Origin of the sequence: Streptomyces sp. AV19 (genome assembly GCF_015999245.1) — a bacterium.
In the GTDB taxonomy this organism is placed as follows: Bacteria; Actinomycetota; Actinomycetes; order Streptomycetales; family Streptomycetaceae; genus Streptomyces.
This window is the reverse complement of the sequence record NZ_JAEAMR010000020.1, coordinates 217,747-243,374: the sequence shown is the minus strand read 5'-3', so window position 1 is coordinate 243,374 and position 25,628 is coordinate 217,747. Positions and strand designations below refer to the sequence as shown.

The 25,628-nt window shown below is 73.3% G+C and carries 27 protein-coding genes; 16 read left to right on the top strand and 11 right to left on the bottom strand.

Features of this window, described 5'->3' with window-relative positions; genetic code table 11:
• Positions 1-181: 181 nt before the first annotated feature.
• Both I5Q34_RS28040 and I5Q34_RS28035 read right to left on the bottom strand, forming a co-directional pair.
• The gene (locus tag I5Q34_RS28040) at positions 182-1,534 is read right to left on the bottom strand and encodes an FAD-dependent oxidoreductase (RefSeq protein ID WP_199895229.1); all 1,353 of its coding nucleotides are present in this window, start codon (positions 1,532-1,534) and stop codon (positions 182-184) included.
• Between the two features lie 72 nt (positions 1,535-1,606).
• Entirely contained in the window at positions 1,607-2,224 is a 618-nt protein-coding gene (locus I5Q34_RS28035) for a TetR/AcrR family transcriptional regulator (protein WP_199895228.1), read from the bottom strand.
• A gap of 277 nt (positions 2,225-2,501) precedes the next feature.
• On the opposite strand from I5Q34_RS28035, the gene I5Q34_RS28030 reads away from it, so the two are divergent.
• Positions 2,502-2,654 (top strand): hypothetical protein, encoded by a 153-nt coding sequence (locus tag I5Q34_RS28030; protein WP_199895251.1) that lies wholly within the window; start codon positions 2,502-2,504, stop codon positions 2,652-2,654.
• Positions 2,655-2,673: 19 nt separating this feature from the next.
• Here I5Q34_RS28030 and I5Q34_RS28025 read toward each other — a convergent pair whose 3' ends face one another.
• Entirely contained in the window at positions 2,674-3,384 is a 711-nt protein-coding gene (locus I5Q34_RS28025) for a TVP38/TMEM64 family protein (RefSeq protein ID WP_199895227.1), read from the bottom strand.
• A 407-nt stretch (positions 3,385-3,791) separates the two neighbouring features.
• On the opposite strand from I5Q34_RS28025, the gene I5Q34_RS28020 reads away from it, so the two are divergent.
• Together I5Q34_RS28020 and I5Q34_RS28015 are read left to right on the top strand one after the other, a co-directional pair.
• Positions 3,792-4,991 (top strand): elongation factor Tu, encoded by a 1,200-nt coding sequence (locus I5Q34_RS28020; RefSeq protein ID WP_199895226.1) that lies wholly within the window; start codon positions 3,792-3,794, stop codon positions 4,989-4,991.
• 46 nt (positions 4,992-5,037) lie between these two features.
• Positions 5,038-5,883, top strand: a complete 846-nt coding sequence (locus tag I5Q34_RS28015) for a spermidine synthase (RefSeq protein ID WP_199895225.1) — start codon at positions 5,038-5,040, stop codon at positions 5,881-5,883.
• Between the two features lie 14 nt (positions 5,884-5,897).
• Here the strand turns inward: I5Q34_RS28015 and I5Q34_RS28010 are convergent, their stop codons facing one another.
• Positions 5,898-6,905 (bottom strand): hypothetical protein, encoded by a 1,008-nt coding sequence (locus I5Q34_RS28010; RefSeq protein ID WP_199895224.1) that lies wholly within the window; start codon positions 6,903-6,905, stop codon positions 5,898-5,900.
• Positions 6,906-6,989: 84 nt separating this feature from the next.
• Between I5Q34_RS28010 and I5Q34_RS28005 the strand changes: the two genes are divergently transcribed.
• From I5Q34_RS28005 to I5Q34_RS27980, 6 genes are all read left to right on the top strand, one after another.
• Complete coding sequence (locus I5Q34_RS28005) at positions 6,990-7,442, top strand: DUF4442 domain-containing protein (RefSeq protein ID WP_199895223.1); 453 nt, start codon at positions 6,990-6,992, stop codon at positions 7,440-7,442.
• Positions 7,443-7,614: 172 nt separating this feature from the next.
• On the top strand, positions 7,615-8,271 hold the full coding sequence (locus I5Q34_RS28000) for a DedA family protein (protein ID WP_199895222.1): 657 nt from the start codon (positions 7,615-7,617) through the stop codon (positions 8,269-8,271).
• A 105-nt stretch (positions 8,272-8,376) separates the two neighbouring features.
• Complete coding sequence (locus tag I5Q34_RS27995; RefSeq protein WP_199895221.1) at positions 8,377-8,907, top strand: gamma carbonic anhydrase family protein; 531 nt, start codon at positions 8,377-8,379, stop codon at positions 8,905-8,907.
• 283 nt (positions 8,908-9,190) lie between these two features.
• A complete protein-coding gene (locus I5Q34_RS27990) occupies positions 9,191-9,763 on the top strand; it encodes a papain-like cysteine protease family protein (protein ID WP_199895220.1) in 573 nt (190 codons plus the stop codon).
• A 34-nt stretch (positions 9,764-9,797) separates the two neighbouring features.
• Positions 9,798-10,661 (top strand): hypothetical protein, encoded by an 864-nt coding sequence (locus I5Q34_RS27985; RefSeq protein WP_199895219.1) that lies wholly within the window; start codon positions 9,798-9,800, stop codon positions 10,659-10,661.
• A gap of 86 nt (positions 10,662-10,747) precedes the next feature.
• A complete protein-coding gene (locus tag I5Q34_RS27980; protein WP_199895218.1) occupies positions 10,748-11,431 on the top strand; it encodes a DapH/DapD/GlmU-related protein in 684 nt (227 codons plus the stop codon).
• Between the two features lie 108 nt (positions 11,432-11,539).
• Here I5Q34_RS27980 and I5Q34_RS27975 read toward each other — a convergent pair whose 3' ends face one another.
• The 3 genes from I5Q34_RS27975 to I5Q34_RS27965 form a co-directional block, all read right to left on the bottom strand.
• Positions 11,540-12,751 carry a cytochrome P450 gene (locus I5Q34_RS27975; RefSeq protein ID WP_199895217.1) on the bottom strand — a complete coding sequence of 404 codons (1,212 nt, stop codon included), beginning with the start codon at positions 12,749-12,751 and terminating at the stop codon, positions 11,540-11,542.
• Between the two features lie 22 nt (positions 12,752-12,773).
• The gene (locus I5Q34_RS27970; protein ID WP_199895216.1) at positions 12,774-13,052 is read right to left on the bottom strand and encodes a ferredoxin; all 279 of its coding nucleotides are present in this window, start codon (positions 13,050-13,052) and stop codon (positions 12,774-12,776) included.
• A gap of 113 nt (positions 13,053-13,165) precedes the next feature.
• A complete protein-coding gene (locus I5Q34_RS27965; protein WP_199895215.1) occupies positions 13,166-14,029 on the bottom strand; it encodes an EamA family transporter in 864 nt (287 codons plus the stop codon).
• A gap of 108 nt (positions 14,030-14,137) precedes the next feature.
• Here I5Q34_RS27965 and I5Q34_RS27960 point away from each other — a divergent pair, with 108 nt between their 5' ends.
• Positions 14,138-14,710: an XRE family transcriptional regulator gene (locus tag I5Q34_RS27960; RefSeq protein ID WP_199895214.1), complete on the top strand. Its 573-nt coding sequence runs from the start codon at positions 14,138-14,140 to the stop codon at positions 14,708-14,710.
• Between the two features lie 48 nt (positions 14,711-14,758).
• Positions 14,759-15,301: a YbaK/EbsC family protein gene (locus tag I5Q34_RS27955; RefSeq protein ID WP_199895249.1), complete on the top strand. Its 543-nt coding sequence runs from the start codon at positions 14,759-14,761 to the stop codon at positions 15,299-15,301.
• On the opposite strand, the gene I5Q34_RS27950 is transcribed toward I5Q34_RS27955, so the two are convergent.
• The gene (locus I5Q34_RS27950; protein WP_199895213.1) at positions 15,273-15,782 is read right to left on the bottom strand and encodes a GNAT family N-acetyltransferase; all 510 of its coding nucleotides are present in this window, start codon (positions 15,780-15,782) and stop codon (positions 15,273-15,275) included. The genes I5Q34_RS27955 and I5Q34_RS27950 overlap by 29 nt on opposite strands.
• Before the next feature lie 9 nt (positions 15,783-15,791).
• The gene (locus I5Q34_RS27945; protein ID WP_374193065.1) at positions 15,792-16,157 is read right to left on the bottom strand and encodes a CoA-binding protein; all 366 of its coding nucleotides are present in this window, start codon (positions 16,155-16,157) and stop codon (positions 15,792-15,794) included.
• 113 nt (positions 16,158-16,270) lie between these two features.
• Between I5Q34_RS27945 and I5Q34_RS27940 the strand changes: the two genes are divergently transcribed.
• Complete coding sequence (locus I5Q34_RS27940) at positions 16,271-16,897, top strand: YigZ family protein (RefSeq protein ID WP_199895211.1); 627 nt, start codon at positions 16,271-16,273, stop codon at positions 16,895-16,897.
• A gap of 294 nt (positions 16,898-17,191) precedes the next feature.
• Here I5Q34_RS27940 and I5Q34_RS27935 read toward each other — a convergent pair whose 3' ends face one another.
• Positions 17,192-18,019 carry an alpha/beta fold hydrolase gene (locus I5Q34_RS27935; RefSeq protein WP_199895210.1) on the bottom strand — a complete coding sequence of 276 codons (828 nt, stop codon included), beginning with the start codon at positions 18,017-18,019 and terminating at the stop codon, positions 17,192-17,194.
• Positions 18,020-18,383: 364 nt separating this feature from the next.
• On the opposite strand from I5Q34_RS27935, the gene I5Q34_RS27930 reads away from it, so the two are divergent.
• Positions 18,384-19,841 carry a carboxylesterase/lipase family protein gene (locus I5Q34_RS27930; protein WP_199895209.1) on the top strand — a complete coding sequence of 486 codons (1,458 nt, stop codon included), beginning with the start codon at positions 18,384-18,386 and terminating at the stop codon, positions 19,839-19,841.
• 45 nt (positions 19,842-19,886) lie between these two features.
• On the opposite strand, the gene I5Q34_RS27925 is transcribed toward I5Q34_RS27930, so the two are convergent.
• Positions 19,887-20,651 carry an SDR family NAD(P)-dependent oxidoreductase gene (locus I5Q34_RS27925; RefSeq protein WP_199895208.1) on the bottom strand — a complete coding sequence of 255 codons (765 nt, stop codon included), beginning with the start codon at positions 20,649-20,651 and terminating at the stop codon, positions 19,887-19,889.
• Positions 20,652-20,752: 101 nt separating this feature from the next.
• On the opposite strand from I5Q34_RS27925, the gene I5Q34_RS27920 reads away from it, so the two are divergent.
• From I5Q34_RS27920 to I5Q34_RS27910, 3 genes are all read left to right on the top strand, one after another.
• Complete coding sequence (locus I5Q34_RS27920) at positions 20,753-22,342, top strand: FAD-dependent oxidoreductase (RefSeq protein WP_234429627.1); 1,590 nt, start codon at positions 20,753-20,755, stop codon at positions 22,340-22,342.
• Between the two features lie 90 nt (positions 22,343-22,432).
• Positions 22,433-23,710, top strand: coding sequence for a cytochrome P450 (locus I5Q34_RS27915; RefSeq protein WP_199895207.1), 1,278 nt, complete (start codon positions 22,433-22,435; stop codon positions 23,708-23,710).
• Between the two features lies 1 nt (position 23,711).
• Entirely contained in the window at positions 23,712-25,628 is a 1,917-nt protein-coding gene (locus I5Q34_RS27910) for an FUSC family protein (RefSeq protein WP_199895206.1), read from the top strand.

The window sequence follows — 25,628 nt, the reverse complement described above, 5'->3', positions numbered from 1 at the left end:
GCGGGCCCCCCCCCCCCCCCCCCCCCCGGGGGGGCCCGGGGGGCGCCCCCCCCCCACCACGGCGCGGCGGGGGGTGCCGCGCCGTGGGGCGCACCCCGGGTCACCGCGGCTAAGCGGGTTTACGGCCCCGGGGCGCAGCCCCGGAAGAAACGGTGAAAGGGCGGGCTCGGGGCAAAACCCCTCACCCCCGCCCCCTCCCCGCCGCCACCAACAACCCCTCCCAATCAGGGATCTTCACCGTGCGACGCCCCAGGCTCCGCCCCAGCTCCGTCTCCGCCGCCTCGATGCCGAGCCAGCCCGGCCATTCCACCGGGTCCGCCCCCGCCGCCCGCAGGGCCGCGCGCGGGTCGTCCGCCGGGTGCCGGGCCAACAGCGGCCCGGCGTCGGCGAGCAGGGACTGCACCGTCTCCTTGGCGCAGGGGCGGTTGGTGCCGATCACCCCGGTCGGGCCCCGCTTGATCCACCCCGCCACGTACTCCCCGGGCGAGGGCGCGCCGTCGCGCAGCACGCGCCCGGCGGCGTGCGGCACCGTCCCGCTCGCCTCGTCGAAGGGCAGCCCCGCGATCGGCACCCCGCGGTAGCCCACCGACCGCAGCACCAACTGGGCCTCGATCTCCTCGAATTCACCGGTGCCGCGCACGCCCCCGGACTCGTCCGGGACGGTCCGTTCGAAGCGCACCGCGCGCACCGCCTCGTCCCCCAGCAGGGCCACGGGCCGCAGGAAGAAGCGCACATGGATCCGCCGCCCGCGCTCCGGGGCCGGCTCCCGCGCCCAGCCGCGCAGCACTTCGACGTTGCGCCGGACGATGCCGGGCAGCGCCGAGGCGTCCTGCCACGCCGGATCCAGTGCCGCCTCCTCGGCGCGCACCAGCGCCGACGCCCCGCGCAGCGAACCCAGCTCGCGCAGCTCCTTCGTGGTGAACTTCGCCTGCGCCGGCCCGCGCCGGCCCACCATGTGGATGTCGGTGACGCGGCTGTCCGCGAGCGCGGACAGGGCCGTGTGCGGCACGTCGGTCGGCGCGAGTTCGTCGGCGCCGCGCGCCAGCACCCGGGCCACGTCGACGGCGACGTTGCCGACGCCGATCACCACGGCGGAGCGGGCGGGCAGGGTGAACCCGCCGGGCGGGGAGTCGGGATGGGCGCTGTACCAGGCGACGAAGTCCGTGGCCGAAAAGCTGCCCGGCAGATCCTCGCCGGGGATGCCCAGCCGCCGGGCGGAGGCCGCGCCCACGCAGTAGACGACCGCGTGGTAGAGCTCGCGCAGCCGCTCCGGGGGGACTTCCCCGGGGCCCTGACCCACAGGGACGTTGCCGAGGAAGGTGATCCCGGGGTGCTCCAGGGACGTGCGCAGCGTGTTCTGCAGGGACTTGATCTTCTCGTGGTCGGGGGCGACGCCGTAGCGCACCAGCCCGTACGGGCACGGCAGCCGGTCCAGGACGTCCACGGTCACCCCGGGGACGGTCTCCTGCTGCACCAGGGCCTGGGCGGTGAAGACCCCGCTCGGCCCCGATCCCACCACTGCGACGCGAAGCACGGAGGTCTCTCCTTCCGGCGGATGCGACCAGCATCCCACTGCCGTCGCGTCACGGCAGCACACCGGATTCACTCAGACACTGGGCGACGGCGGTTTCGGGCCGGGCGGAATTCCCAGCTCCCAGTCGAGCCCGTACCGCTGGAACAACTCTGCCCTCAGCCGTTCCTCAGGCATGGGGATCCCCGGCATCAACACCGCCACCACCGCCCCCATGAGCAGCGCGCGCAGCAGCCGGTAGTCGGACTCCGGGTCGGTGGAGCCGTAGCGGGCGACGGTGTCGCGCAGCAGGAACGCCAGCCGCTGCTGCTCGGGGCACTGGATGAAGCCCTCCGCCTGGAGGATGCCCGCCATGTGGGTGCGCATCAGCCGGGGGCGCCGGTGGGCGAGGCCGAGGACGGCGTCGATGGCGCGCGCCATGAGCTCGCGCCCGTCCTGGGTCACCGGTTCGCGTTCGAGCGCCGCCGCCAATTCCATGTGCATCAGCCGGTGCACGGCCGACTGCAGCAACTGCCGCTTCCCCGGGAAGTAGTAGGAGACGAGGCCGCGAGCCGCTCCCGCCCGCCCCGCGATGTCCCCGAGGGTCGTCGCCTCGTAGCCGCGCTCGTCCACCAGCTCCACGGTTGCCTTGAGGAGCCGCTCGCGGGACCTGCGGCGCAACTCCTCATTGACCGACGCGCTGCGGGGGGACATGCTGTAACTCCTGCGTTGACTGGCTCCGGGCCAATATACTCAGGAGGGTATCGGTTGTCCTGCCCTCTGAGCAGGGCGAATTCCGGTATATCCGCTGATTTCGGGCGACGCGGGGGATCGCCCGAAATCGGCGGATTTCTTTGTGTCCCGGATGTATGGACCGGACCGGCTCCCGCCGTCGCATGCCCTCCCCGTTCCCGGGTACTCGTGGACCTCCGCACCGACGGCACGACCTCCGCACCGGCGGCACACTGGAGGTAGCGGGAAGGGGAGCACGATGAGCGAGATCATCATGAGCGACACGACACCGTCCCAGGCCGAAGGCGAACGCGACGACGACCTCGGCGAGGAGCAGCACCCCCAGACGCCGCGCACCACGCCGTCGCAGGCCGAGGGCGAGCGGGACGACGAGGAGAACAGCGGAGGCTGAAGCGGTCGGGCCGGGGCGGTCAGGAGGGCCGCTGCCGGCCCGGCAGGAGCGCCCGGCGCCACGCCACCAGCACCGCCGCCAGGCCGGTCACCGCGAGGAACGCCACGGCCGCCATGAACGCCGGGGACGTGGGCGACGCCGCGTGGCTGCCGGCGATCACGTACGCCGTCGTGCTGGGCGCGCTGCCCAGGGCCGTGGCCAGCAGGAACGGCGACCAGCCCAGCCGCGAGACCGCGGCGCAGTAGTTGGCGGCCGCGAACGGCACGCCGGGGAAGAGCCGCACCGCCAGCATCGACCGGAAGCCGTGCCGGCTCAGCTGGCGGTCCGCCGCCTTCAGCCACCGGGCGCGCAGCAGCGGGCGCAGCGCCTTCTGCCCCAGCAGCCGGGCCAGCCCGAAGGAGACGGCCGAGCCGAGCACCGTGCCGGCCAGCGCCGCCAGCGAGCCGGCCTGCGTGCCGAAGAGGGTGCCGGCGGCGACGCTCAGCACCGGGCGGGGCACGAAGGCCGCCGTGCACAGTCCGTACGCGGCGGCGAACAGCAGGAAGGCCGCGCCGTACGGCATGCCCGCGGGCAGACCCCCGGCGAGCAGCCGCTCGGGGTGGCAGGCCAGGACGGTGGCCACCGCGCCGCCGATGATCGCGACCAGCAGCCCCAGCCGGGTCCACGGGGAGCGCGCGAAGCGGGCGCGGCGCCCGTCCGGGACGGGGGAAGGGGCGGCGGAGTCGGGCACCGAAGGAGCGTAACCGACATGGGGGCATCTGCGGTGTGATCGCCGGATCAAGTGACGGCGCGCGTCGGTGCGGTCGGCGGGGCGGCGAGTTCGGCAGGGCGGCGAGTTCGGCGGGGCGGCGAGTTCGGCGGGGCGGTCCGGGCGAAAACCATTCGACGGGCCCTCCGCGGTGAGCGAGCATCAGGAGCATGTGCCGGTACGCCCCTTGCGCGAAACGGCCCGCGGTCGCGGGTCCGCTCGGGGCCGCCCACCTTGTGCGCCCTTCCGTGCCCTCCGGTATGCCCTGCCTCGTCCGAGGCTGACCCTTCCCGGATCGTTCCCGCGGCCCCGTACGGGGAGGGTCGGTCAGCCCCGGGGCCCACCGGCCGCAGCGCCGGGCCCGCGCACCGGAGAACCGGAGAACGACCATGTCCCAGCAGAACCACGCCCACCGGCAGAACCACGTCCACCGGCAGAGCCACGCCCCCGTGAAGCCGCACCTCAACATCGGCACCATCGGCCACGTCGGCCACGGCAAAACCACGCTCACCTCGGCCGTCACCAAGGTGCTCGGCGCCCGCGGCACGGCCTCCTTCGTCCCCGTCCGGCGGCTCGACCGGGCCCCGGAGGAGACGGCCCGGGGCGCCACCGTCGCCCCCGCGCACCTGGAGTACGAGACCGACACCCGCCGCTACGTGCACGCGGACCTGCCCGGACACGCGGCCTACGTCAAGAACATGATCTCCGGCGTCGCCCGGCTCGACGGGGCGGTCCTCGTCGTCTCGGCGCTCGACGGCGTCATGCCCCAGACCGTCGAACACCTCCTGCTCGCCCGGCAGATGGGCGTGACCGGCCTCGTCGTGGCCCTCAGCAAGGCCGACGCCGCCGAGCCGGAGCTCACCGCCCTCGCCGAGCTCCAGGTCCGCGACCTGCTCTCCGCGCACGGACGACCGGGCGAACTCACCCCGGTCGTACGGGTGTCGGCGCTCGGCGCGCTGGCCGGCGACCCCCGGTGGACCGGCAGCATCGAGGCGCTGCTCGACGCCGTCGACACCTATGTGCCCGTCCCCCCGCGCCCCACCGGCGCGCCCTTCCTGCTGCCCGTGGAGCGCGTCCGCCTCGTACGCGGCACGGGCACCGTCGCCATCGGCACCGTGGAACGCGGCACCCTGCGCCTCCTCGACCGCGTCGAGGCACCCGGGGTCCTGGAGCCCACCCTGGTCACCGGGATGGAGACCTTCGGCCGACCCGTGCGGAGCGCGCGGGCCGGCGACCGGGTCGCGCTGCTGCTGCGCGGAGCGCAAGGGCACGAACTGCGGCGCGGGGATGTGATCGTGGCGCCGGGGAGCGTCGTCCCGCGCCGGCGCTTCGAGGCCAGCGTGCGGGTGCTCGACCCGGCGGAGGGCGGCCGGCGCACGCCGGTCGCCACCGGCTTCCGCCCCCAGTTCCATCTGCGCACCGCCGACGTCCCCGGCGGCATCGACCTGGGCCCGCGCGCCGTCGCCCGCCCCGGCGAGACCGTGACCCTGACCGCCGTCCTCGACCGCGGCGTCCCGGTCGAACCCGGCCTCGGCTTCGCCCTCCGCGAGGGCGGCCGCACCGTCGGCGCGGGCCGGGTGACCGGATGAGGGTGCCGACAGTGGTCACCCTGCCCACAGCGGTCACAATGGGGAGGTGGACGAACCGATACCCGTGACCCGCGAGACCGACCGGGGAACCGCCCGACTCCTGCCGGACGTGGACCGGGCGCGCGCCTGGCTCCTGACGGTGGACGGCGCGCCCCAGTCCTACGTCGACCTCGACGACCCGTCCCACCTCGAGTTCGAGTACGCCCGGCGGATCGGGCACGTCCTCGACGCGGCCGCCGCGCCCGGCCGGCCGCTCGACGTGCTCCACCTCGGCGGCGGCGCCCTCACGCTCCCGCGCTATGCCGCCGTCACCCGTCCCGGCTCCCGGCAGCACGTCGTCGAGGCCGACCACCGGATCGTGGCCCTGGTGGCCGAGCACCTCCCGCTCCCCGCCGGGTCCGGGATCACGGTGCGGGCCGAGGACGCCCGCGCGGCCCTGGAGTCCGCCGCCGACGCCTCCGCCGACGTGATCGTCGCGGACGTCTTCGGCGGCTCCCGGGTGCCCGCGCACCTGACCTCGGTCGAGTACGCGCGCTCGGCCGCGCGCGTGCTGCGCCCCGGCGGCACCTACGTCGCGAACCTGGCCGACGGCGCACCGTTCGACTTCCTGCGGGCGCAGGTGGCCACCCTCGCGGCCGTCCTGCCCGAGGTGTGCCTGATCGCCGAGGCGCCGGTGCTGCGCGGCCGCCGCTTCGGCAACGTCGTCCTGGCCGCCTCCACGGAACCGCTGCCGGTCGGCGTGCTGGCCCGGCGCGCGGCCGCCGACGCCTTCCCCGCGCGGGTCGAACACGGCGAGGCGCTCGCCCGCTTCGCCGCCGGGGCGGTTCCGGTGGCCGACGCGGACGCGGTCGGCTCCCCGGAACCACCGGCCGGGGCGTTCGGGGTGGGATGAGCCGGGGCGGCCGGTCAGGACTCCAGCGGCCGCAGTGAGCTCATGATCTTCTTGATGGTCGCGTCGGGGATCTCGTCGTCGGTGCCCTTGACGCTGAAGAGGATCCAGGTGGCCAGGTCGCCGTTGCCGTTCTTGAAGGTGAACGCGACGGCCTTGCCGTCGCTGGAGCACTTGCCCGTCTTCTTCACCCCGGTGACCGTCGCCGTGGCCATCTCGCCGGACAGCCCGTGGTCGCTGCGGAACGCCTTCGCGTCGGTGTTCTCGAACTTCCCGGTCTTCTTCTGGTCGAAGGCCGCCCACACCCAGCTGAGCGCCTCGGTCTCGGCGGCGCTGCCCAGGCTCTTGGCGCCCTGCGCGCCCTTGGTGCCCGTCGCGCCCATCGCGTTGTGCGCCTCGCACACGCCGTCCTTGTAGACGGCCGGGCCCGTCATCACCGCGGCCGGCTTGGGCAGGAGGTACCTCTTGTCGCCCTTCGCGGCCTCGTCGCTGATGCTGTACTGCATCGACGGGCCGCTCACCTTCCAGTCCGGCGGGACGTCGAAGATGTTGAGGCGCTTGAGGTTGACGACCGGCTTCCAGCCGGCGATCACCGGCTTGACGTCCTCGTTGCCGCCCCGCGGGTTGGCCTCGGGGGACGAGGAGCCCGACGGGCTCGCGCTGGAGGGGGCCGGGGCCGAGGCGGACGCCGGCGGCTTCGGGTCGTTCTGCGCGGTGGTCTTCTCGTCGTCGTCCTTGAGTACCAGCACGCCCGTGACCACCGCGGCCGCGACCACGGCCAGGGCCGTGGAGACGGCGATCACCGTGGTGCGCCGCCCGCGGCCGCCGCCCGCCGGCGGCTGCGGGCCCCCGGGCGCGGCGGGCGGCGTCCACTGCGGCCCGCCGGGCTGCGCGTAGGGGTTGGGCTGACCGTACCCCGGCCCCTGGTAACCCGGCTGCTGGTACGGGTTGGGCTGCTGGTAGGGGTTCGGTTGCTGCTGCGGGTTGTGCTCGCCCCCGTTGGCGGGCTGCTGTCCTGGCCACATGGCCGACAACGATAAGGGGCGGAGGTGACGGGCGTGGCCCGTGGCCCTTCCCGGGGAGGCTACCGACTGGTAACTTCACATGGCATGTCTGAGACCCAGCCCTCGATCGGCGACATGCTCGCGGCCACCGTTCCCATGGTGCGCACCCTCGACCTCAAGTTCGGCGAGATCACCGCCGAGCGGGCCGAGCTCCACATGCCCGACCAGCCCGACTTCCACAACCACGTCGGCGGCCCGCACGCCGGCGCGATGTTCACCCTCGCCGAGTCCGCCAGCGGCGCGATCGTCCTCGCCGCCTTCGGCGACCAGCTCTCCCGCGCCGTGCCGCTCGCCGTACGGGCCGAGATCGGCTACAAGAAGCTCGCCATGGGTCCCGTCACCGCCACCGCCACCCTCGGCCGCCCGGCCTCCGACGTGGTCGCCGAGCTGGACGCCGGCGGGCGCCCGGAGTTCCCGGTGCGCGTTTCGATCACCCGTGAGGACGGCGCCGAGACCGGCGACATGACCATCGTCTGGACGCTGCGCCCCAACAGCTGAGCCGCGGCCGCCGGAACGGGACCGCCGGGCCCGGCACGTAACCGTTCGTAACAAATAGGCGTTCGAGCTCAACCGGACGGGGCCGGGGCGAGTCCTACCTCAAGTAGGCTTCCCGGCGTGCGCCCCACGGCGCACGCCGGGTATCAGGTCGTCAACCGGGGAGGAACCGGCGTTGCACGTTCAGGAGTGGCTCGAATCGGTGCCGGCGGTCGCCGTCTACCTGTTGGTGGGCGGGGTCATCGGACTGGAGAGCCTGGGCATCCCGCTTCCCGGTGAGATCGTCCTCGTCAGCGCCACGCTGATGGCCGCGAGCCAGGACCACATCAATCCGTATGTCCTGGGGGCCTGCGCCATCGCGGGCGCGATCATCGGCGACTCCATCGGCTATCTGATCGGCCGCAAGGGCGGCAAGCCGCTGCTGGCCTGGCTCGGCCGGAAGTTCCCCAAGCACTTCGGCCCCCACCACGTGGCCACCGCCGAGCGGTCCTTCACCAAGTGGGGCATGTGGGCCGTCTTCTTCGGCCGCTTCATCGCGCTGCTGCGCATCTTCGCCGGCCCGCTGGCCGGTGTCCTGAAGATGCCGTACTGGAAGTTCCTCATCGCCAACGTGCTCGGCGGCATCGTCTGGGCCGGCGGCACCGTGGCCGTCATCTACTCGGTCGGCAAGGTCGCCGAGAAGTGGCTGCACCAGTTCTCCTACCTCGGCCTGGTCGCCGCCGTGGCCATCGGCATCGGCTCCTTCGTCGTCATGCGGATCAAGGCCAAGAAGGCCCAGAAGAACGCCCCGGCCGAGGGCGCCGAGCAGCCCGAGCCGGCCGTCGCCGAGTAGTGCCCGCGGCCCGGCGTGTGATCTTCGACGCACGCCGGGCCGCTCGCTGCCGTCGTCGCCTACGGTGCCCGTGACGGGGGCCGCGGCGGCGACGAGGAGCAGACCATGACGGAACGGGCGTTGATCGCGGGCGTGGGCGGCAAGGAGCCGTCGGTCGACCCGGGCGCCTTCACCGCACCCACCTCCGTCGTCCTCGGCGACGTCACCCTCGCCGTCGGCACCGGCGTCTGGTACCACGCCGTCCTGCGCGGCGACGGTGGCCCGATCACCATCGGCGCCGACAGCAACATCCAGGACAACTGCACCGTCCACGTGGACCCCGGCTTCCCCGTCACCGTCGGCGAGCGGGTCACCGTCGGCCACAACGCCGTCCTGCACGGCTGCACCGTCGAGGACGACGTCCTCGTCGGCATGGGTGCCACCGTCCTCAACGGCGCCCGGATCGGCGCCGGTTCGCTCGTCGCGGCCCAGGCGCTGGTGCCGCAGGGCATGGAGGTCCCGCCCAACTCCCTGGTGGCGGGCGTCCCGGCCAAGGTCCGCCGCGAACTGACCGCGGAGGAGCGCGAGCACATCCGCGCCAACGCCGCGGTGTACGTGGAGCTCGCGAAGACCCACCGGGAGTCGTTCGGCGGCTGAACGCCGTTGCGGCATCGGCGACTTCGCCGATGAGGGCGCTTCGTCGACGAGATCGTCCCGGCCCTTTTCGGGAACGCCCCGGCAGCACCGTGGAAAACACCGGCAATTCCCGGCAACTGGCGTTTCCGGAAAGGGCATTCATAGGAACAAGGCTCCATCCAGGGTAATTCCTGCAAGATCTGTATATGCCGGACGGGCCCTGCGGTGTCATATCACTGTCCAGCGCGGGCGACCGGATGATCCGGACACCCGCTCATCGCCCCCGTCACGGGAAGGCAGGACCATGGGCAGATTCACGTTCGCGACGATCGCATCGGCCCTGACACTGGCTGTTTCCGGAGCCCTCACGGCGGCCGCCGGTACAGCACATGCGGAAGGCGCCTACAACGACATCACCATGGAAAAACAGGAGAAGTCGCAGTGGTGCTGGGACGCCTCCGGGCTGACCATCGCCAAGTACCAGGGCTACGGCACGACCCAGACCGATTTCTGCGACCGGGCGCACAAACACAACCCCAACCTGAGCTGTGACAACCAGCCCGCGACCCTCGGCGACATGGCCAATGCCTGGGGCGACCTGGGCATGGCCCACACCGGCACGGGCCTGTCCCGCGCGGCGACCTTCGCCGAGGTGCACACGGACGTCGACGCCGCCAAGCCCCTCGGGGCGCGCATCGGCTGGACCTCCGGCGGCGGCCACATGAACGTGATCTACGGCTACGACACGTCGGACAACACCATCGGCGTGGGCGACCCGTGGCCGGACACCGCCACGTACACGTGGTGGAACTACAACGACTACGTGAGCAACAGCTCGTTCAAGTGGACCCACTCCCGCATCGGCATCTCCGGCTAAGGCAGGCGACATGCGCGACCAAAGAACGTCCACCATGCGAACGCCCACCACGCGAACGTTCACCACGCAACGGACCGCTCGCTTCTCCCGCCTGGCCGTCACCCTGGCCCTCGGCGCGTCCGCGCTGCTCTCCGCGGCCGTACCGGCCTCCGCGGCCAAGGGCCCGGCCGACCTGCCCAACCTTCAGGCGGCCCTCGACGTGTTGAAGTCGACCGCCACCCGCGAGGCCGTCTGCCGCTTCCTGAGCGCGCCGCCTCCCTCCGGCTCGACGGGTGCTCCGGTGGAGCTCCCCGACAAGGCCGATCCGTGCGAGGGCCTGCCGTCCTTCACCATCAAGGATCCCGTGGTGCTGAACGAGATCACACCGGGGTTCGTCGCCGGGACGGCGCAGCCCATCGTGACGGAAGCGATCAAGCTCAGCTACGCGGTGGCCGGGGTGGCCGTCACCGGCGGGCGCACCGCCACCGTCATGCTCGCCCCGACCGACACGACCGGCTGGCACCTGGCCGCCGTCCGCGAGGGCGACACCGACGCCGCCTACGCCGGCAAGGGCGACGCGACGACGACGGTGTTCTCCGAGCCGCAGATCCGCGGCTTCTACCAGCTCAAGCTGACCACCGTCGAACCGCTCAACGACGCCGCACGGGAAGGGCTCGGCGGCAAGTCCTCGGTGTCCCTGGCGGACTACCAGAAGCTGGTCAGGGACCGTTACGCCGACAAACAGCCGGGCTCGAAGTACGACACGGAGGGATACTCCAGCGGTTTCCGGACCGACACCCCGGCGCGGTCCTCGCACTCCTCGGCACCCCTGCTCGTGGGCGGGCCGAGCGCCGCGCTGGCCCTGGCCGGCGGAGCCTTCCTGATCCGCCGGCGCCGCCGGCGCGTCACGGCCGGCTGATCCGTTGTCGTCCCTTCGCTGCCCTGGGGGAAAGATCACAGCACCCGGCCCGGGGCGCTCCGGGCACCGCCGTTTACGGTGAGCGGGTGCCGAAGTACCGAAACACGTTCCCGTCCGGCGCCGTCGGGGCCCTCGCGGCCTGGCGGCGCCGTGCCGTCTCGCGCGCCGTGCACCGCGGCTGGCGGTGGATCCAGGGCGCCGGTTCGGTGACCGCGGAGCGGCCCGGGCCGTACCGCTTCGGCCGGATCGGCGCGCACACCCGCCTCGCCTTCCCGCTGGGCACGGTGTTCGGCGAGGAGTGGATCGAGCTCGGCGAGCACTGCGTCATCGGCGAGCAGGTCACGCTCACCGCCGGGATGATGCCCGGGCACGACCTCGGGCCCGGCCCCGTGCTGCGGCTGGGCAACGGCGTCGTCCTCGGCCGCGGCAGCCATGTGATCGCCACGCGGGAGGTCACCATCGGCGACGACGTCTTCTGCGGCCCCTACGTCTACATCACCAGCGACAACCACTCCTACGAGGACCCGCACCAGCCCATAGGCCGCCAGTGGCCGCGCAGTTCGCCGGTCTCGATCGGCTCCGGCAGCTGGCTGGGCGCGGGGGCGGTGATCCTGCCCGGGGCGCGGCTGGGGCGCAACGTGGTGGTGGCGGCCGGGGCGGTCGTGCGGGGGGAGGTGCCGGACCACACGGTGGTGGCGGGGGTGCCCGCCAAGGCCGTACGGCGCTGGGACGAGAAGGAGGGGTGGGCGCCGCCGCTGCGGAAGCAGTGAGCCGGATTCGGGTTCGTGGTCGCCACGTGAGGCGCGTCCAGCACCAACTGCCTGGTCAGTGGGGCGACGATCATGCAATCGGCGATGCCGGATCTCGAAATCGGGACACTAGCCCTGCGCGAGCGGCAGGTGGCGGGGGCCGCGCAGGACGGGGCTCGTGCGGTACGGGGGCGGGTCCTCCAGCAGGCGGGGGCCGTCGAGCGTGCGGAGCAGCGTGGTGAGCGCGATCTGGGTCTCCAGGCGGGCCAGCGGTGCGCCGAAGCAGGCGTGGACGCCGCCGCCGAAGCCGAAGTGGACGTTGTCCTCGCGGGTGGGGTCGAAGCGGTCGGGGTCGGGGAAGCGCAGGGGGTCGCGGTTGCCGGAGGCGAGGACCAGGACCAGGGGAGCGCCCTTGGGGACGGTGACGCCACCGACGTCGACGTCGGCGAGCGGGGTGCGCTGGGGCAGCAGGTGCACCGGGGGCTCGTAGCGCAGCAGTTCCTCCACGGCGGACGGCATCAGGTCCGGGCGGGTGCGCAGCCGCTCCAGTTCCCCGGGGTGGCGCAGGAGGGTGAGCATGCCGTTGGTGATGAGGTTGACGGTGGTCTCGTGCCCGGCGATGAGCAACAGGACCGTGGTGACCATCAGTTCCACGTCGGTGAGGCGGCCGTCCGGGCCGTCGTCGTTGACGAGGCCGGTGAGCATGTCGCCGCCCCGGTGCCCCTGCCGTTGCGAGGCGAGCTCGCCCAGGTAGAGGCCCATGGCCCGGCGGGCCTCCAGGGCGGCGCGGCGGCGCGGGCCGGGGTCCTCCCCGGGCGTGAAGTCCAGGTTCGCGATGACGGTGTCCGCCCAGACGTGCACCTGGTGGCGGTCGGCCTCCGGCACGCCGAACAGGTCGCAGATGACGGTGATGGGGAGCGGGAAGGCGAAGTCCTCGACGAGGTCGAAGCGTTCCCTGCCGCGGAGCCCGTCCGCGAGTTCCTCCGCGATGCGGGTCATGTCGTCGCGGAGGGCGTCGATGCGGCCGGGGGAGTGGGGCGGGCCGAACTGGCGCATGGTCAGGCGGCGTTGCCGGTCGTGCTCGGGGTCGTCGATCCCGAGGAAGGCCGGCGGCAGCCCCTCGGCCGGGGCGAGGTCCGGATCGGGTTCGGCGCGGTTGCGCACGTCCGAGCTGATCCTCGGGTCGTGCAGCAGCGCTTCGATCTCGTGGTAGGTGCCCACCAGGTACCTGCCGTCCTCCTGCCGGGTCACCCCGTTCTCGCGCAGTTCGGCGTAGAGCGGGTACGGGTCGGCGCGGTTGGCGGGGTCGGCGATCCGGCGGAAGAGGGTCTCCGGGGGCATGGGCGGGGCTCCTTGGTACGGATCACTCGGGGTCGGATCGCCTGGGGCCGGATCGCCTGGGACCGGACCGCTCGGGACCGGATCGTTCGGGACCGGACCGCTCGGGGCCGGCGGGCTCCCCGACGAGGATGGCCTGCACGGGGCAGGCCGTCGCGGCCCGCAGCACCTGCTCGCGCTGGTCGTCCGGGACGGCCGGGGTGTACATCAGGGCCTCGTCGCCGTGCAGTTCGAACACCCGAGGGGCCAGGAAGGCGCACTGGGCGTATCCCTGGCACCGGTTGAGATCCACCACGACCTGCATCCCGACCGTTCCTCTCCCGCGGGCCCCTTCCCTCCCCTTCCTACGCCTCCTCGGCCGGCGGTGCGGGCGGTACTGCCCGGTACTGCTCCGTACGGGGACGGCCGTCCCCGGGATCAGGCCGACGCGAGCAGCACCGTGCCGACCAGCGCCAGCCCGGCCCCCGACGCCTGCACCGCGCGCAGCTTCTCGTCGAGCACCCCGCGCGCGGTCAGCGCCGTCACCACCGGGTAGAGGGAGGCGAGCACGGCCGCGACCGTGACCGGGCCGTGGTGCGCGGCCAGGCTGTACGTCCCGTTCGCGGCGACGTCCGCGAGGCCGACGAACGCCAGCGCCGGCAGCGCCGCGCGGACCTCGGCGAGGCCGCCCCCGGGCAGCACCGCGGCCCCCCGGCGCGCGGAGACGAACAGCGCGCCGCCGCCCACGAGCACGTTGCACAGCCGCTGGACGAACAGGGCCAGGAACAGCCCGGTGAGGTTGTGCGAAGCCTCGGCGATCAGCACCATCACCGTGCCGAAGCCGGCCGCCGCGCCGAGGGTGAGCAGCAGCGACTCGCGCCCGACGGCGCCACCGCCGCCCGGGCCGCTCGCCAGGACGACACCGGCCACGGCGACCGCGATGCCCGCGAACTGGACGAGGCCCGGGCGCTCGCCGAGCACGATGCCCACGCCGATCGGGACGAGCACCCCGCCGAGCGCCCCGACCGGTGCGACCACGCCCATCGGGCCGAGCGCGAGCGCCCGGTAGAAGGCGAGCATCGCCGCCGGGCCCACGACGCCGGCGGCCACCGCGTACCACAGCTGCGGGCCCAGCTCGGTCCAGCCGCCCGTGGCGACCACGACCGCGCCGAGCGTCGCCACGGCCAGCAGCTGGGAGACGAGCACCACCGTCAGGGCCGGCATGCGCCGGGTGAGCAGCCCGCCGCCGAAGTCGGCCAGCCCCCACAGGAGGCTGGTGGCCAGGGCGAAGACCGGTGTCATGGGATGAACCTCGCAGTACAGTGTGGTGAATGGTGGGGAGGCCCACACCATAGTTCAATACACTGCACCGGATCGACCTATATCATCGACCTAGATCTTGGATGGAACGTGACGGATCTCGACCGGCTCACCCAGTCGCTCGCCCGTAACCTCAAGTACTGGCGCGCCGAGCGGAACTTCACGCTCGACGCCCTCGCGGCCCGCTCCGGCGTCAGCCGCGGCATGATCATCCAGATCGAGCAGGCCCGGACGAACCCCAGCGTCGGCACCACGGTCAAGCTCGCCGACGCCCTGGGCATCAGCATCACCACGCTCCTCGACCAGGAGCGGACCGAGCCCGTCCGTCTCGTCCCCGAGGGACAAGCGGTACGGATGTGGTCCACCGAGGCCGGCAGCCACAACCTGCTCCTCGTCGGCGCCGAGGCCCCGGGGCCGCTGGAGCTGTGGGAGTGGCGGATCGCCCCCGGCGACAGCAGCGCCTCCGACCCGCACCCGCCCGGCACCGTCGAGATCGTGCGTGTGACCGCCGGCACGCTCACCCTGCTCGTGGACGGTCAGGAGTACACCGTGCCCGCGGGCGGCGCGGCGACCTTCGACGCCGGGCTGTCCCACGGCTACCGCAACGACGGCGCGGAGCCGGTGGAGATGACGATGGTCGTCTCGGTTCCGCTCGCCCGCTGAGCACTGTCGGCTAGGTTGATGATCATGATCACCCAACCACGGACCCCCATGGACGCCTTCGACGACGCACGGCCCGCGCCGGAGCGCCTGGACCTGCTGGTGCCGCCCGTCGCCGAGGCCGTCCGCGCCTGGCGCGGCTCCGTTCCCGCCGAGCAGGTGCTGCACGTCGACACCGCCCCCGAAGTGGCCGACACCGCCGTGCTGGTGGAGAACTACGGTGCCTGGCTGCTGGAGCAGTCCGCCAACTGCGTGGTCGTCGGGGCCAAGCGGGCCGGCGTGACCACCCTCGCCGCCTGCGTCGCCCTCGGCCACACCCGCGTCGACATCAACGGCGCCGTCCGGCGCCAACTCGGGGCGCGCAAGGTCTCGTTCGCGCCCATGGAGACCGCGCTGGAGTCGACGGGCATGGAGTACGGCGGCATCACCCCCATCGGCCTGCCCGGCGACTGGCCGCTGCTGGTCGACGCCGCCGTCGCCGCCACCGAGTACGTCCTCATCGGCAGCGGCAGCCGGCGCGGCAAGCTCATCGTCCCGGGCCGGGCCCTGGCCGGACTCCCCGGCGTCACGGTGCTGGAAGGGCTGGCCGCCTGACCGTCCCGGACCCGGCTCTCCCGGACAGGTCGAGCGAGAGCGCCGTCGAGTGCTCGGCGAACCCCATGCTCCGGTAGAGGCGTTCGGCGTCCGGCGTCGCGTGCAGGTCGACGCGCGTGACGCCGGACGCCGCGAACCACTCCAGCAGCGCCTCGGTCGTCGCACGGGCGAACCCCCGCCCCCGGTACCGGGGATCCGTGCTCACGGTGAAGACGAAGCCGAACCGCCCCGTGGGATGCCCGGGCGCGGGCAGCCGCTGCTCGACCGTGCCCACCGCGCACGCGGCTAGGTGCGGAGCGTCCCCCTCGCCGTCCACGACGAACGCGCCGAGCCCGGCCCCCAGCCGCCGCGCCACGAGCTCCTCGGCCGTGCGCTCCCAGGCGCCGGGGGAGTCCCGCCCGTCCATGGCGGCGAACATCAGCCGGCGCAGGCGCACTATCTCCGCCGCGTCCTCGGGGCCGGCGGCACGTGTCGTGATCATGGTCCGACGCTAGCCCCGCCCGGCGAGGAGGGGAAGCCGGGGTGCCTCGATCATGGGGCAGCGGTCCATGACCATCGTCAGCCCCGCCGCGCGCGTCCGGTCGTACGCCGCCTCGTCCACCACGCCCAGCTGGAACCAGACCGCCTTCGCGCCGATCGCCACCGCCTCGTCCGCGACCGCCCCGGCGAGCTCGGAGCGGACGAAGACGTCCACGACGTCGACGGGGAACGGGATCGCGGAGAGCGAGGCGTACCCCCGCTCGCCGTGGACCGTCTCCGCTCTCGGGTGCACCGGCACGACGCGCTTGCCCCGCCCCTGCAGCCATGCCGCGACGTCGTACGCCGCGCGCCGCCGGTTGGACGAGAGACCGACCACCGCCGATGATCTTCCTGATGGTCCCCGGTCTGATGGTCCCCGGTTCCGCGTACATGCCCGCTCAACGGGCGGCCCCGCTCCGGGATTCCCGCCGGTCAACGTAGGGTGACGGGATGCACGACGAGTACCGCACCGTCGCCCGCGAAGGCGTCCACGAGATCGAGATCAGCAGGTCGCGCTTCATCTGCGCGCTGGCGCCCGTCGCGACGGAGGAGGAGGCCCAGGCGTTCGTCGCCCGCATCCGCGCGGAGCACCCCACCGCCCGGCACAACTGCTGGGCCTACGTCCTCGGCGCCGACGGCTCGGTGCAGCGGGCCAGCGACGACGGCGAGCCCGGCGGCACCGCCGGAGTGCCGATGCTCCAGATGCTGGTGCGCCGCGAGGTGCGCTACACGGTCGCCGTCGTGACCCGCTACTTCGGCGGGATCAAGCTCGGCGCGGGCGGGCTGATCCGCGCCTACGGGGGAGTGGTCGGCGAGGCGCTCGACACCCTGGGCACGATCACCCGGCGCCGCTACCGGCTGGCCACCGTCACCGTCGACCACCAGCGCGCCGGCAAGCTGGAGAACGAACTCCGGGCGACGGGGCGGTCGGTGCGCGAGGTGACATACGGGGCGGGGGTGCGGATCGAGGTCGGCCTGCCCGACGCGGAGGTCGAGGAATTCCGCGCCTGGCTGGCCGACGCGACGGCCGGGACGGCGGGCTTCGAGCTGGGCGGAGAGGCGTACGGGGAGGTGTGACGGGCCGGTCGGACACCACCGTCCGGGGCGGGCGCGAAAAGGGTCTGCGCAGGGAGCTGCCGGCGAAGGCCGGTGCCCGGCCTGTTCGGTGGCGGGTCGTTGACCGTACAGGACAACCCTATGGGGTCCCTGTCCGGACACTTCGTGGCTCCTCAGTTCGGACGTGCAGCGGCGGTGGCCACGGCGCGGGGCAAGGTCGGTGGGGCGGCCGAAGGGGCCAATGGCGGCATTCCGTACGCGGCGTCGCCGGCGGGGCGCCGCGATTCGACGCGCCGCGCCCCACGGGAGTCCTGATCACTTCTCGAGGAAGGCCAAGAGGTCCTGGTTGAACTTCTCCTTGTGGCCGGGGACGAGGGCGAGGCCGTGGCTGCCGCCCTCGTAGACCTTCAGTTCGGCGCCGGGGATGAGGGCGGCGGACTTGCGTCCGGTCGCTTCGATCGGGGCTGCCTGGTCGTCGCCGCCGTGGACCACGAGGGTCGGGATGTCGAACTTCCCGAGGCCGTCGTGGAAGTCGGTCGTGCTGAACGCGTCCACGCAGGCGATGCCGCCCTCGACGGTCATCGCCATCGCCATGTACCAGAAGGCGTCCTCGAGGCCCCGAGTGACCTTGTTGCCGGGCCGGTTGGCGGAGAAGTACAGCTCGGTCATGTCCTTCCAGCACTGCGACCGCTCCGTGAGGAGGCCGGCCTTGACTCCGTCGAACTCGGACTGCGGTACGCCCTCGGGGTTGCCGGGCCCCTGCAGCAGGTACGGAGTGATCGTCGAGAGCAGGACGGCGGACCGGATCCGCCCGGTGCCGTGCCGGCCGATGTACCGGGCGAGCTCTCCGCCGCCCATGGAATGCGACACAAGAGTGACGTCGCGCAGGTCCAGCTGGGTGAGGAGGTCGTCGAGGTCGTCGGCGAAGGTGTCGAAGTCGTACCCGTCGTACACCGGGGTGGACCGCCCGTGGCCGCGCCGGTCGTGCGCGATGCCGCGGTAACCGGCATCCGCGACCGCCTTGAGCTGGTCCTGCCAGGCATCGCCGTTGAGCGGCCACCCGTGGAGGAACACGACAGGCCGCCCCTGCCCCCAGTCCCGGTAGAAGATCTCGACGCCGTCGCGCGTCGTGCGCACTGGCATGTCGCACAGGTCCTTTCGCAGGGATCGGAACGGGACAGCGGGAAACATCTTCCCCACCCTCCTCCGGTTCCACGATCCGGGAGGCCCGGAAGGTAGGAACGGCTCCGGCGTGAAGTGCTGGAATTCGGCGGCGGGTTCCAGTGCGGCGCCCTGCCGGCCCCCGCCTCGGGGAACAGCCGGTCGCGTCCCGAGAGCCCCCGGACGGAGCAGCACCGCCCGCGCGATCGCCCGAGAACGGCTAGGAGTGGAGAAGGAGCCCAGGGCCGCGGAGGGTCCCGCACGGCTCCCGGCTCCCGGCGCCCATCAGCCGGACGGCCCGTCGGCCAGGCAGGGGTGTCGCAGGCCGCACGGAGGGCGTGGACTCATGGTGGATGTCCAATGGCCGGTGGTGGCCACCTCGCGGGGCAGGGTCGGCGGGGTGGCCGAGGGGACGGTGGTGGCCTTCCGTGGCATTCCGTACGCGGCATCGCCGGTGGGCGCCCTGCGGTTCGCCGCGCCCCGCCCGCATCCGGGCTGGAGCGGTGTACGGGACGCGACCGCTCCCGGCCCCTCGGTGCCCCAGCCCGCATCCAGACTGGAGGCGGTCATGGGGCCGCGGGTGCCCGACTGGAACGAGGACGGCTGCCTGACCCTCAACGTCTGGACACCCGCGGAGACGCTGCCGCCGGGAGCGGAGCCGCGTCCGGTGCTGGTGTGGTGGCACGGAGGCGGGTTCAGCAGCGGCTCCAGCGGCTGGGACTGGTACGACGGAGCCCGCCTCGCCGCGCTCGGCGGCATCGTCGTGATCACCGCCAACTACCGCCTGGGCCCGCTCGGTTACCTCCATCTCCCCGAGATCGGCGCGGTCAACCCGGGCGTCCGGGACCAGATCGCCGTCCTGCGCTGGGTACGGGAGAACATCGTGGCGTTCGGCGGCGACCACGACGCCGTGACGGTCGGCGGACAGTCGGCCGGCGCGCACTCCGCGACAGCCCTCGCCCCGGAGACCCGCGATCTGGTACGCCGGATGATCGCCCAGAGCGGCCCGGGAAACATCGGAGCGCAGGAGGTGGCCGAGGCCGACGACTGCGCCGCCGCCTACCTGCGCTTCCTGGGCGTCACCCGCCCGGAGGCGCTGCGCGGACTGCCGGTCGAGCGCCTGCTCGCCGCGTACGGGCAACTGGCCGCCGAACGCGCCCGGCCCGGCGGAACCGCACCGCCGATGTACCCGGTGCTCGGCGGCCCGGGCATGCCCCGGCCCCCGCTCCAGGCCATCGCCGACGGCGCTCTGGGGGACAAGGACGTGCTGCTCGGTACGACGGAGGACGAGATGACGGCGTTCTGCGCGTTCGACCCGGCCGTCCGGACGCTCACCCGGGACGACGTCCAGACCCTCTTCACGGCCCGCGCGGAGGACTACGGCCGGTACGCTGCCCGCCGCCCCGGCGCCGCCCCGGTCCGGCTCCTCGCCGACCTGCTCACCGACGAGTCCTTCGCCGCTCCGGCCGCCGGGACCGCCGCCCACCGTGCCGCCCAGGGCACCCCGGCGTACCTCTACCGCTTCACCCGCCGCCCACCCGACGACCCGCACGACCTCGGCGCCTGCCACTGCGCCGATCTGCCCTTCCTCTTCGGCACCTTCGACGCCTACCCCGACGCCCCCATGCTCGGCGGCGTCGACGGGCACGACCACGCCCTGGCCCAGGCCTTCGGCGGCGCGCTCACCGCGTTCACCGCCACGGGCTCCCCCAACGGGGAGGGACTGGCCACTTGGCGTCCGTACACCCCTGACCCAGGAACGGACATCATGTATTTCGGCCCGCCGTTCTTCGACCCCAAGTAGCCGACCAGCCCCATGAACGAGGCTGCCTGCGGGTGCATCTCCCGCCTACATCGGCGTGCCACCGGACGCCTCGATGGTCTGGGCGTTGATCCAGCCGGTGTGCTCGGACAGCAGGGAGGCGATGACGCCGCCGATGTCCTCCGGCCGGCCGACCCGGCCCAGCGCGGTCTGCGCGACCACCCGGGCGCGCTCCGCCGCGTCGTCGCGGAAGCGGCCCCCGCCCAGGTCGGTGGCCACCGCGCCGGGCGCCACCGTGTTGGCCGTGATGCCGCGTGGCCCCAGCTCCTTGGCCAGGCAACGGGTCAGGATCTCGACCGCGCCCTTGACCGACGCGTACGCCGAGGTGTCGCCGACGATGGTGCGGGTCAGGCCGGAGGACACGTTGATGATGCGGCCGCCATCCGCGATCAGGGGCAGCAGCTTCTGGGTGAGGAAGTACACCCCCCGGAAATTGACGTTCATCAGCTGGTCGAAGTCCTCCACGGTCGTCTCCGCGAACGGAGCACGGGCGCCGACCCCGGCGTTGTTGACCAGAAAGTCGAATGTGTCGCGCTCCCAGCCGTCCCGGAGCACCCGGCGCACGTCACCGGTGAAGGTACCGAAGGCGGAAAGATCGCTGAGATCGAGGGGGAGGGCGAATGCGGTGCGTCCCAGCCCGGCCACGGCGTCGACGACGGCGTCCGCCTCGTCCGGGTGGGAGCGGTAGGTGATGATCACGTCCGTGCCGTCCTCGGCGAGCCGCAGCGCCGTGGCGCGTCCCACGCCCCGGTTGGCCCCCGTGACGAGGGCGATCCTGTCCGGTGCCGTCATGAGCAGGCTCCTTCCCCGCGAGGTGCGGCGCGTTTTCCGCCGTGCTCCACTGAAGGTACGGGCATGGCGGGGGTGGCGCAGGTTGGGGAAGGGGCGTGCGCATGCGGATCGTTGTGGATCTCACGCGGTGCCAGGGGTACGCGCAGTGCGCGTTCGCGGCTCCTGACGTGTTCATCATGGACGGGGACGAGGCGCTGCTGTACGACCCCGGTCCGGACGACGCGCAGCGGGAGAAGGTGCTGCGGGCGGCCGCGGCCTGTCCGGTGCAGGCCATCGCCGTCGACGGTGCGGCCGCCCGGCACCCGCGTCCCGCGGGTTCCGGGGAAGGCTTCCGGCGCACCGGGCGCGTCGTGATCGTCGGCGCGTCCCTGGCCGGGCTGCGAGCCGGGCTCACGCTGCACCGGGAGGGGTTCACCGGCTCGCTGACCGTGATCGGCGACGAGCCGTATCTCCCATACGACCGGCCGCCGTTGTCCAAGCAGGTTCTCCTGGGCCAGGGCTCGCCGGACGGTACGGCGCTGCCCCGCCGCGAGGAGTTCGAGGCCGAATGGCGGCTGGGCGTCGCGGCCACGGGCCTCGACCTCGGTGGCAGGCAGGTACTGCTGGCCGACGGCGGGCGGGTGCCCTTCGACCGGCTGCTGATCGCCACCGGGGTGCGGTCCCGCCCTTGGCCGGACGAGGAACAGGCCGCGCTCGACGGCGTGTTCGTGCTGCGCACCCCGGACGACGCGGCGGGGCTGCGGTACCGGCTGGCGGCGGGTCCCGGCAGGGTGCTGGTCATCGGCGCCGGGTTCACGGGTTGCGAAGTCGCCTCGGCGTGCCGTGCGTTGGGCGTACCGGTCACCGTCGTCGACCACGGCGCGACCCCGCTGTCCGGGGCGCTGGGCACGGTCGTCGGCGGCGTCGCGGCGCGGATGCAGCGCGAGAACGGGGTCGATCTGCGGTGCGGCCTCCAGGTGGAGGCGCTGGAAGGCGACGGGAACGGGCGGCTGCGGCGGGCGCGGCTGTCCGACGGCGGCGTCCTGGACGTCGATGTGGCGGTCGCGGCGCTGGGCAGCATCCGCAACGTGGAGTGGCTGGAGGGCTCGGGGCTGGCGGCAGGGGTCTGGGGAGTGGCGTGCGACGCGGGGTGCCGTGCCGTCGATGTCAACGGCGTCGTCACCGACGACGTGTTCGTCGCGGGCGACGTGGCCCGCTTCCCGCACCCGGTCTACGATTACCAGCACCTCGCCCTGGAGCACTGGGGCAACGCGGTCGCCATGGCGGAGATCGCCGCGCACAACATGCTCAGCCCCCAGAACGACCGCTGGCCGCACCTGGCGTTGCCGGAGTTCTGGTCCACCCAGTTCGGCACCGAGATCAAGTCCGTCGGCGTGCCGACCTACGCCGACCAGGTCGTCGTCGCCCAAGGGTCCCTGGCCGAACGCCGCTTCGTGGCCGTCTACGGCTACCGGGGGCGGATCACCGCGGCCGTCGCCTTCGACCACTCCAAATGGCTCGACTTCTACAAGGAGTTGATCGACCGGGCGGCGCCGTTCCCGCCCCCGTCCCGTGCCGTCGGCCGCCCCGACGAGGCCCGCCCGGTGGCGGCCGGGATCCCGGACAGGCCCGGCCCGCACGCGACCGTCGTGGTCACCGGCCACCGGCCCGGCGAACGGCGGGCCGCGAAGGCCGGCAGGCCCTATCCGTGACCTCCGAATCCATCGCCTCCGAGTCCATGACTTCCGATCCGGAGCCGAGGAGAGGGAACCCCTGAGGGGGGAGTTGAGGGAGAGGCCCACATGACCCCGAGCAGCCTCTGGCAGCAGATCCTCGACGCCTCCAACCGGCACGACCCGTACCCGCTCTTCGCCGAGCTGCGGAAGACGCCCGTGGCGCGGGTGGAGGACGGGACCTATGCTGTGAGCACCTACCGGGAGATCGTCTCCCTGCTCCACGATCCGCGGATCAGCTCGGACCTGCGCAACCTCCCGGCAGAGAACGACGCGCCGTCGGCCGGGGCGCCCGCGGAGGCCCCGGCCAGGCTGCCGGCCAATCTCATCGGGCTCGACCCGCCCGAGCACGACCGTGTCCGCCGCCTGTTGACCTGGAGCTTCGGGCCGCCCCACTGCCCCGGCCGGATCGACGGCATGATTCCCGGAGTACTCGCGGCCGTGACGAGCGAGATCGACGATCTGGCGGGTGCGCACCCGTCGGGTGCCTCGCGCATCGACATCGTCGACGACTTCGCGTACGCGGTCCCGGTCACGGTGATCTGCCGACTGCTGGGCGTACCCCGCGAGGACGAGCCCCGGTTCCGGGACCTCTCCACCGAGATCATCAGGGGCGCCGACCCGTCCACCGGACCGCTCGCGGAACGGGAGCGCCGACGCGACGTGTCCGTCGCCGAACTCGGTGACTACTTCGGCCAACTCCTCGACGCCCGCCGCGGCCGGCCGGGCGACGACCTGCTGTCCGGGCTCCTCGCCGGCGGTGCCCCCGACCCCCCGATGTCGCGCGAGGAACTGCTCAGCAACGCGGTCCTCCTCCTCGTCGCCGGACACGAGACGACCACCAACCTCATCGCCAACGGCATGCTCACCCTCCTCCGCCACCCCGACGTCCTCGAACGGCTGCGCCGCGGCGACGAACCCGGCCTGCCCGCCCGGGTGATCGAGGAACTCGTACGCCACGACCCGGTGTCACAGATGCTGGCCAACCGCATCGCCCTCGACGACATCGAGATCGCGGGCACCACGATTCCCCGGGGCTCGACCGTCGTTCTCGTGCTGGCCTCCGGCAGCCGCGACCCCGGCTTCGTCGAGGACCCCGACCGCTTCGACCCCGACCGGGCGCCCAACGAACACCTGGGCTTCGGCGGCGGCATCCACTACTGCTTCGGCGCCCCGCTGGCCCGCCCCGAAGGACGCATCGCCCTCACCGAACTCGCCCGTCGGCTGGAGAACCCCCGGCTCGTCACCGACCCGCCCCCCTACCGCTCGAACCCGAGCCCACGCGGCCCCCGCCATCTCCTCGTCGACATCGACGGCGTCCGCCCTCGCGCGGCCGGTTCACGGTGACGTGAACCGTTCCGTGGTGCCCGAGTGGCTGGTGCGGGCGGTTCGGCCGCGGCGAGCGCCGGTGCCGTGGGCGGCCGCGGGACGGGCTGTCGTCGTCATCGCCGGCCCGGTCGCGGCCGGCCTCGCCATGGGCCGCACCGCCGAGGCGGCGATGGTGTCGACCGGGGCGATGATGAGCTCGGCCGTCCCCGCCGCGGAGACCTACCGGAGGCGGGCCGTCAACATCGTGTGCCCGCAACTGGCCAACGCCCTCGGCCTGCTGCTCGGCGGCCGGGTCCACGACCACGGCTGGGTGACCGTCGGCGTGCTGTGCGCGATCGGGTTGCCGGCCGGCCTGATCAGCACGATCGGAGCGGTGTCCTCCATGACGGGGATGACGGCACTGGTGTCGTCGGTGATGGGTGCCGGTCTGCCCATGCCGGGCCCCTGGTGGCAGCCGCCCGCGCTGTTCCTGCTCGGCGGCCTGCTGACCTTGCTGTTCACGATGGCTGCCTGGCCGGTGCGCCGTGGCCGCGCCGAGCGCGTGGCCGTTGCCGAGGTCTACCGGGCCATCGCCACGTCCTTGCCCCTGGCCGGGTCGGCCGGCTGGGCGGCGGCACGGACGGCAGTGATGTCGGCCCTCGCACACGCCCATGACGTCCTGCTGCTCTGCCGGTCGCGGCATTACGGGCGGCGGCCGGAGCAGGCACGGCTGCTCGCCCTGCTCGACGCGGCCGACGCCCTCGCCGAGAGCGCAACCGCGTTGCACCGGGGCAGGACCCCGCCACCGGCCGGGACCACCGAGGCCATCGGCGCGCTCGCCGATGCCGTCGGGACCGGACGCGGCCGGGTGCGCCTGCCCGGACTCCGGCCCGGCACACCCGAAGAGCGTGCGCTGCGGGCCGCACTGCACCGGGCGACCGCCGCGCTGGCCGACGCCCCGGCCGCCCGCCCGGGCGGGACCGGGGATTCCGCCCTCCCGGCGGGCCGGGCGGCCGACGCCGTGCGCAGGGCATTCGCCGACCCGGCTTCGTGGCGGTACGGCATACGTCTGGCGCTGTGCATCGGCTGCGCGCAGGCGCTGGTTTCCGTGATCGGCGTACCGCGCTCCTACTGGATCCCGCTCACCGTCGCCTTCGTCGTGAAACCCGATATGGGCTCCGTTTTCGTCCGCGCCCTGCTGCGTGCCCTCGGCACCTTCGCCGGGGCCGCCGTGGCGGCGGTACTGCTCGTCGTGGTTCCCCAGGGCGGCTGGGACGCGCTGGTCCTGGCCCTGCTCGCCGCCGCCCTCGCGATCGCTTCCCCCCGCGGCTACCTGCTCCAGACCATGACCCTGACCCCGGTCCTCCTGCTGCTGCTGGAACTGGAGACACCCCGCCCGATGGGCCCGCAACTGGCGGGCTTCCGGCTGCTGGACAGCCTGATCGGCTGCGCCATCGCCCTGGTCCTGGGGTACGCGCTCTGGCCCGGTGACCGACGTACCAGGGCCGAGGCGCGGCTCGCGGACACGGCGGAGGCCGTGGCCGACCACCTCGCGGCAGCCTTCGGCACGGACCGCACCCGGCGATCGGTGCGGCTGCGCGCGACCGGCCATCGCCTTTCCGCGTTCCGGACAAGCCTCCAGCAGGCCCTGGCCGAACCGCCGCCCGTGAGCACCCGGGCCGCCGCCTGGCAGCCTCTGGCCACCTCTCTCGAACGCATGACAGACCTGATCACCGCGGCGGGGGTCCAGGCCCGGCACGGGGCCCCGCACCCGGCACCGGACGAGACAGCCGGAATCGAGGCTTGCCTGCGCGCACTCGCCGACACCGTCCGGGGCGGCCGCCCGCACACCGAGACACCACCCCTGCCACGGCCCGACGGCACGCTCACCGATGTCGCCGCAGAAGCCCGCACCGTCTCCACAATCCTCAACCGGACGACGAAGAGCCACCGTTGA

Coding starts and splice junctions, on each gene's coding strand:
- I5Q34_RS27975 (WP_199895217.1), bottom strand. CDS start 12,751: ATGCCCCCGGAGACCCTCTTCCGCCGGATCGCCGACCCCGCCAACCGC.
- I5Q34_RS28005 (WP_199895223.1), top strand. CDS start 6,990: ATGTCTGAGACCCAGCCCTCGATCGGCGACATGCTCGCGGCCACCGTT.
- I5Q34_RS27920 (WP_234429627.1), top strand. CDS start 20,753: ATGCGGATCGTTGTGGATCTCACGCGGTGCCAGGGGTACGCGCAGTGC.
- I5Q34_RS27985 (WP_199895219.1), top strand. CDS start 9,798: ATGCGAACGCCCACCACGCGAACGTTCACCACGCAACGGACCGCTCGC.
- I5Q34_RS27950 (WP_199895213.1), bottom strand. CDS start 15,782: ATGATCACGACACGTGCCGCCGGCCCCGAGGACGCGGCGGAGATAGTG.
- I5Q34_RS27965 (WP_199895215.1), bottom strand. CDS start 14,029: ATGACACCGGTCTTCGCCCTGGCCACCAGCCTCCTGTGGGGGCTGGCC.
- I5Q34_RS27970 (WP_199895216.1), bottom strand. CDS start 13,052: ATGCAGGTCGTGGTGGATCTCAACCGGTGCCAGGGATACGCCCAGTGC.
- I5Q34_RS28020 (WP_199895226.1), top strand. CDS start 3,792: ATGTCCCAGCAGAACCACGCCCACCGGCAGAACCACGTCCACCGGCAG.
- I5Q34_RS28010 (WP_199895224.1), bottom strand. CDS start 6,905: ATGTGGCCAGGACAGCAGCCCGCCAACGGGGGCGAGCACAACCCGCAG.
- I5Q34_RS27955 (WP_199895249.1), top strand. CDS start 14,759: ATGGACGCCTTCGACGACGCACGGCCCGCGCCGGAGCGCCTGGACCTG.
- I5Q34_RS28030 (WP_199895251.1), top strand. CDS start 2,502: ATGAGCGAGATCATCATGAGCGACACGACACCGTCCCAGGCCGAAGGC.
- I5Q34_RS27995 (WP_199895221.1), top strand. CDS start 8,377: ATGACGGAACGGGCGTTGATCGCGGGCGTGGGCGGCAAGGAGCCGTCG.
- I5Q34_RS27935 (WP_199895210.1), bottom strand. CDS start 18,019: ATGCCAGTGCGCACGACGCGCGACGGCGTCGAGATCTTCTACCGGGAC.
- I5Q34_RS27915 (WP_199895207.1), top strand. CDS start 22,433: ATGACCCCGAGCAGCCTCTGGCAGCAGATCCTCGACGCCTCCAACCGG.
- I5Q34_RS27930 (WP_199895209.1), top strand. CDS start 18,384: ATGGTGGATGTCCAATGGCCGGTGGTGGCCACCTCGCGGGGCAGGGTC.
- I5Q34_RS27940 (WP_199895211.1), top strand. CDS start 16,271: ATGCACGACGAGTACCGCACCGTCGCCCGCGAAGGCGTCCACGAGATC.
- I5Q34_RS27990 (WP_199895220.1), top strand. CDS start 9,191: ATGGGCAGATTCACGTTCGCGACGATCGCATCGGCCCTGACACTGGCT.
- I5Q34_RS27925 (WP_199895208.1), bottom strand. CDS start 20,651: ATGACGGCACCGGACAGGATCGCCCTCGTCACGGGGGCCAACCGGGGC.
- I5Q34_RS28035 (WP_199895228.1), bottom strand. CDS start 2,224: ATGTCCCCCCGCAGCGCGTCGGTCAATGAGGAGTTGCGCCGCAGGTCC.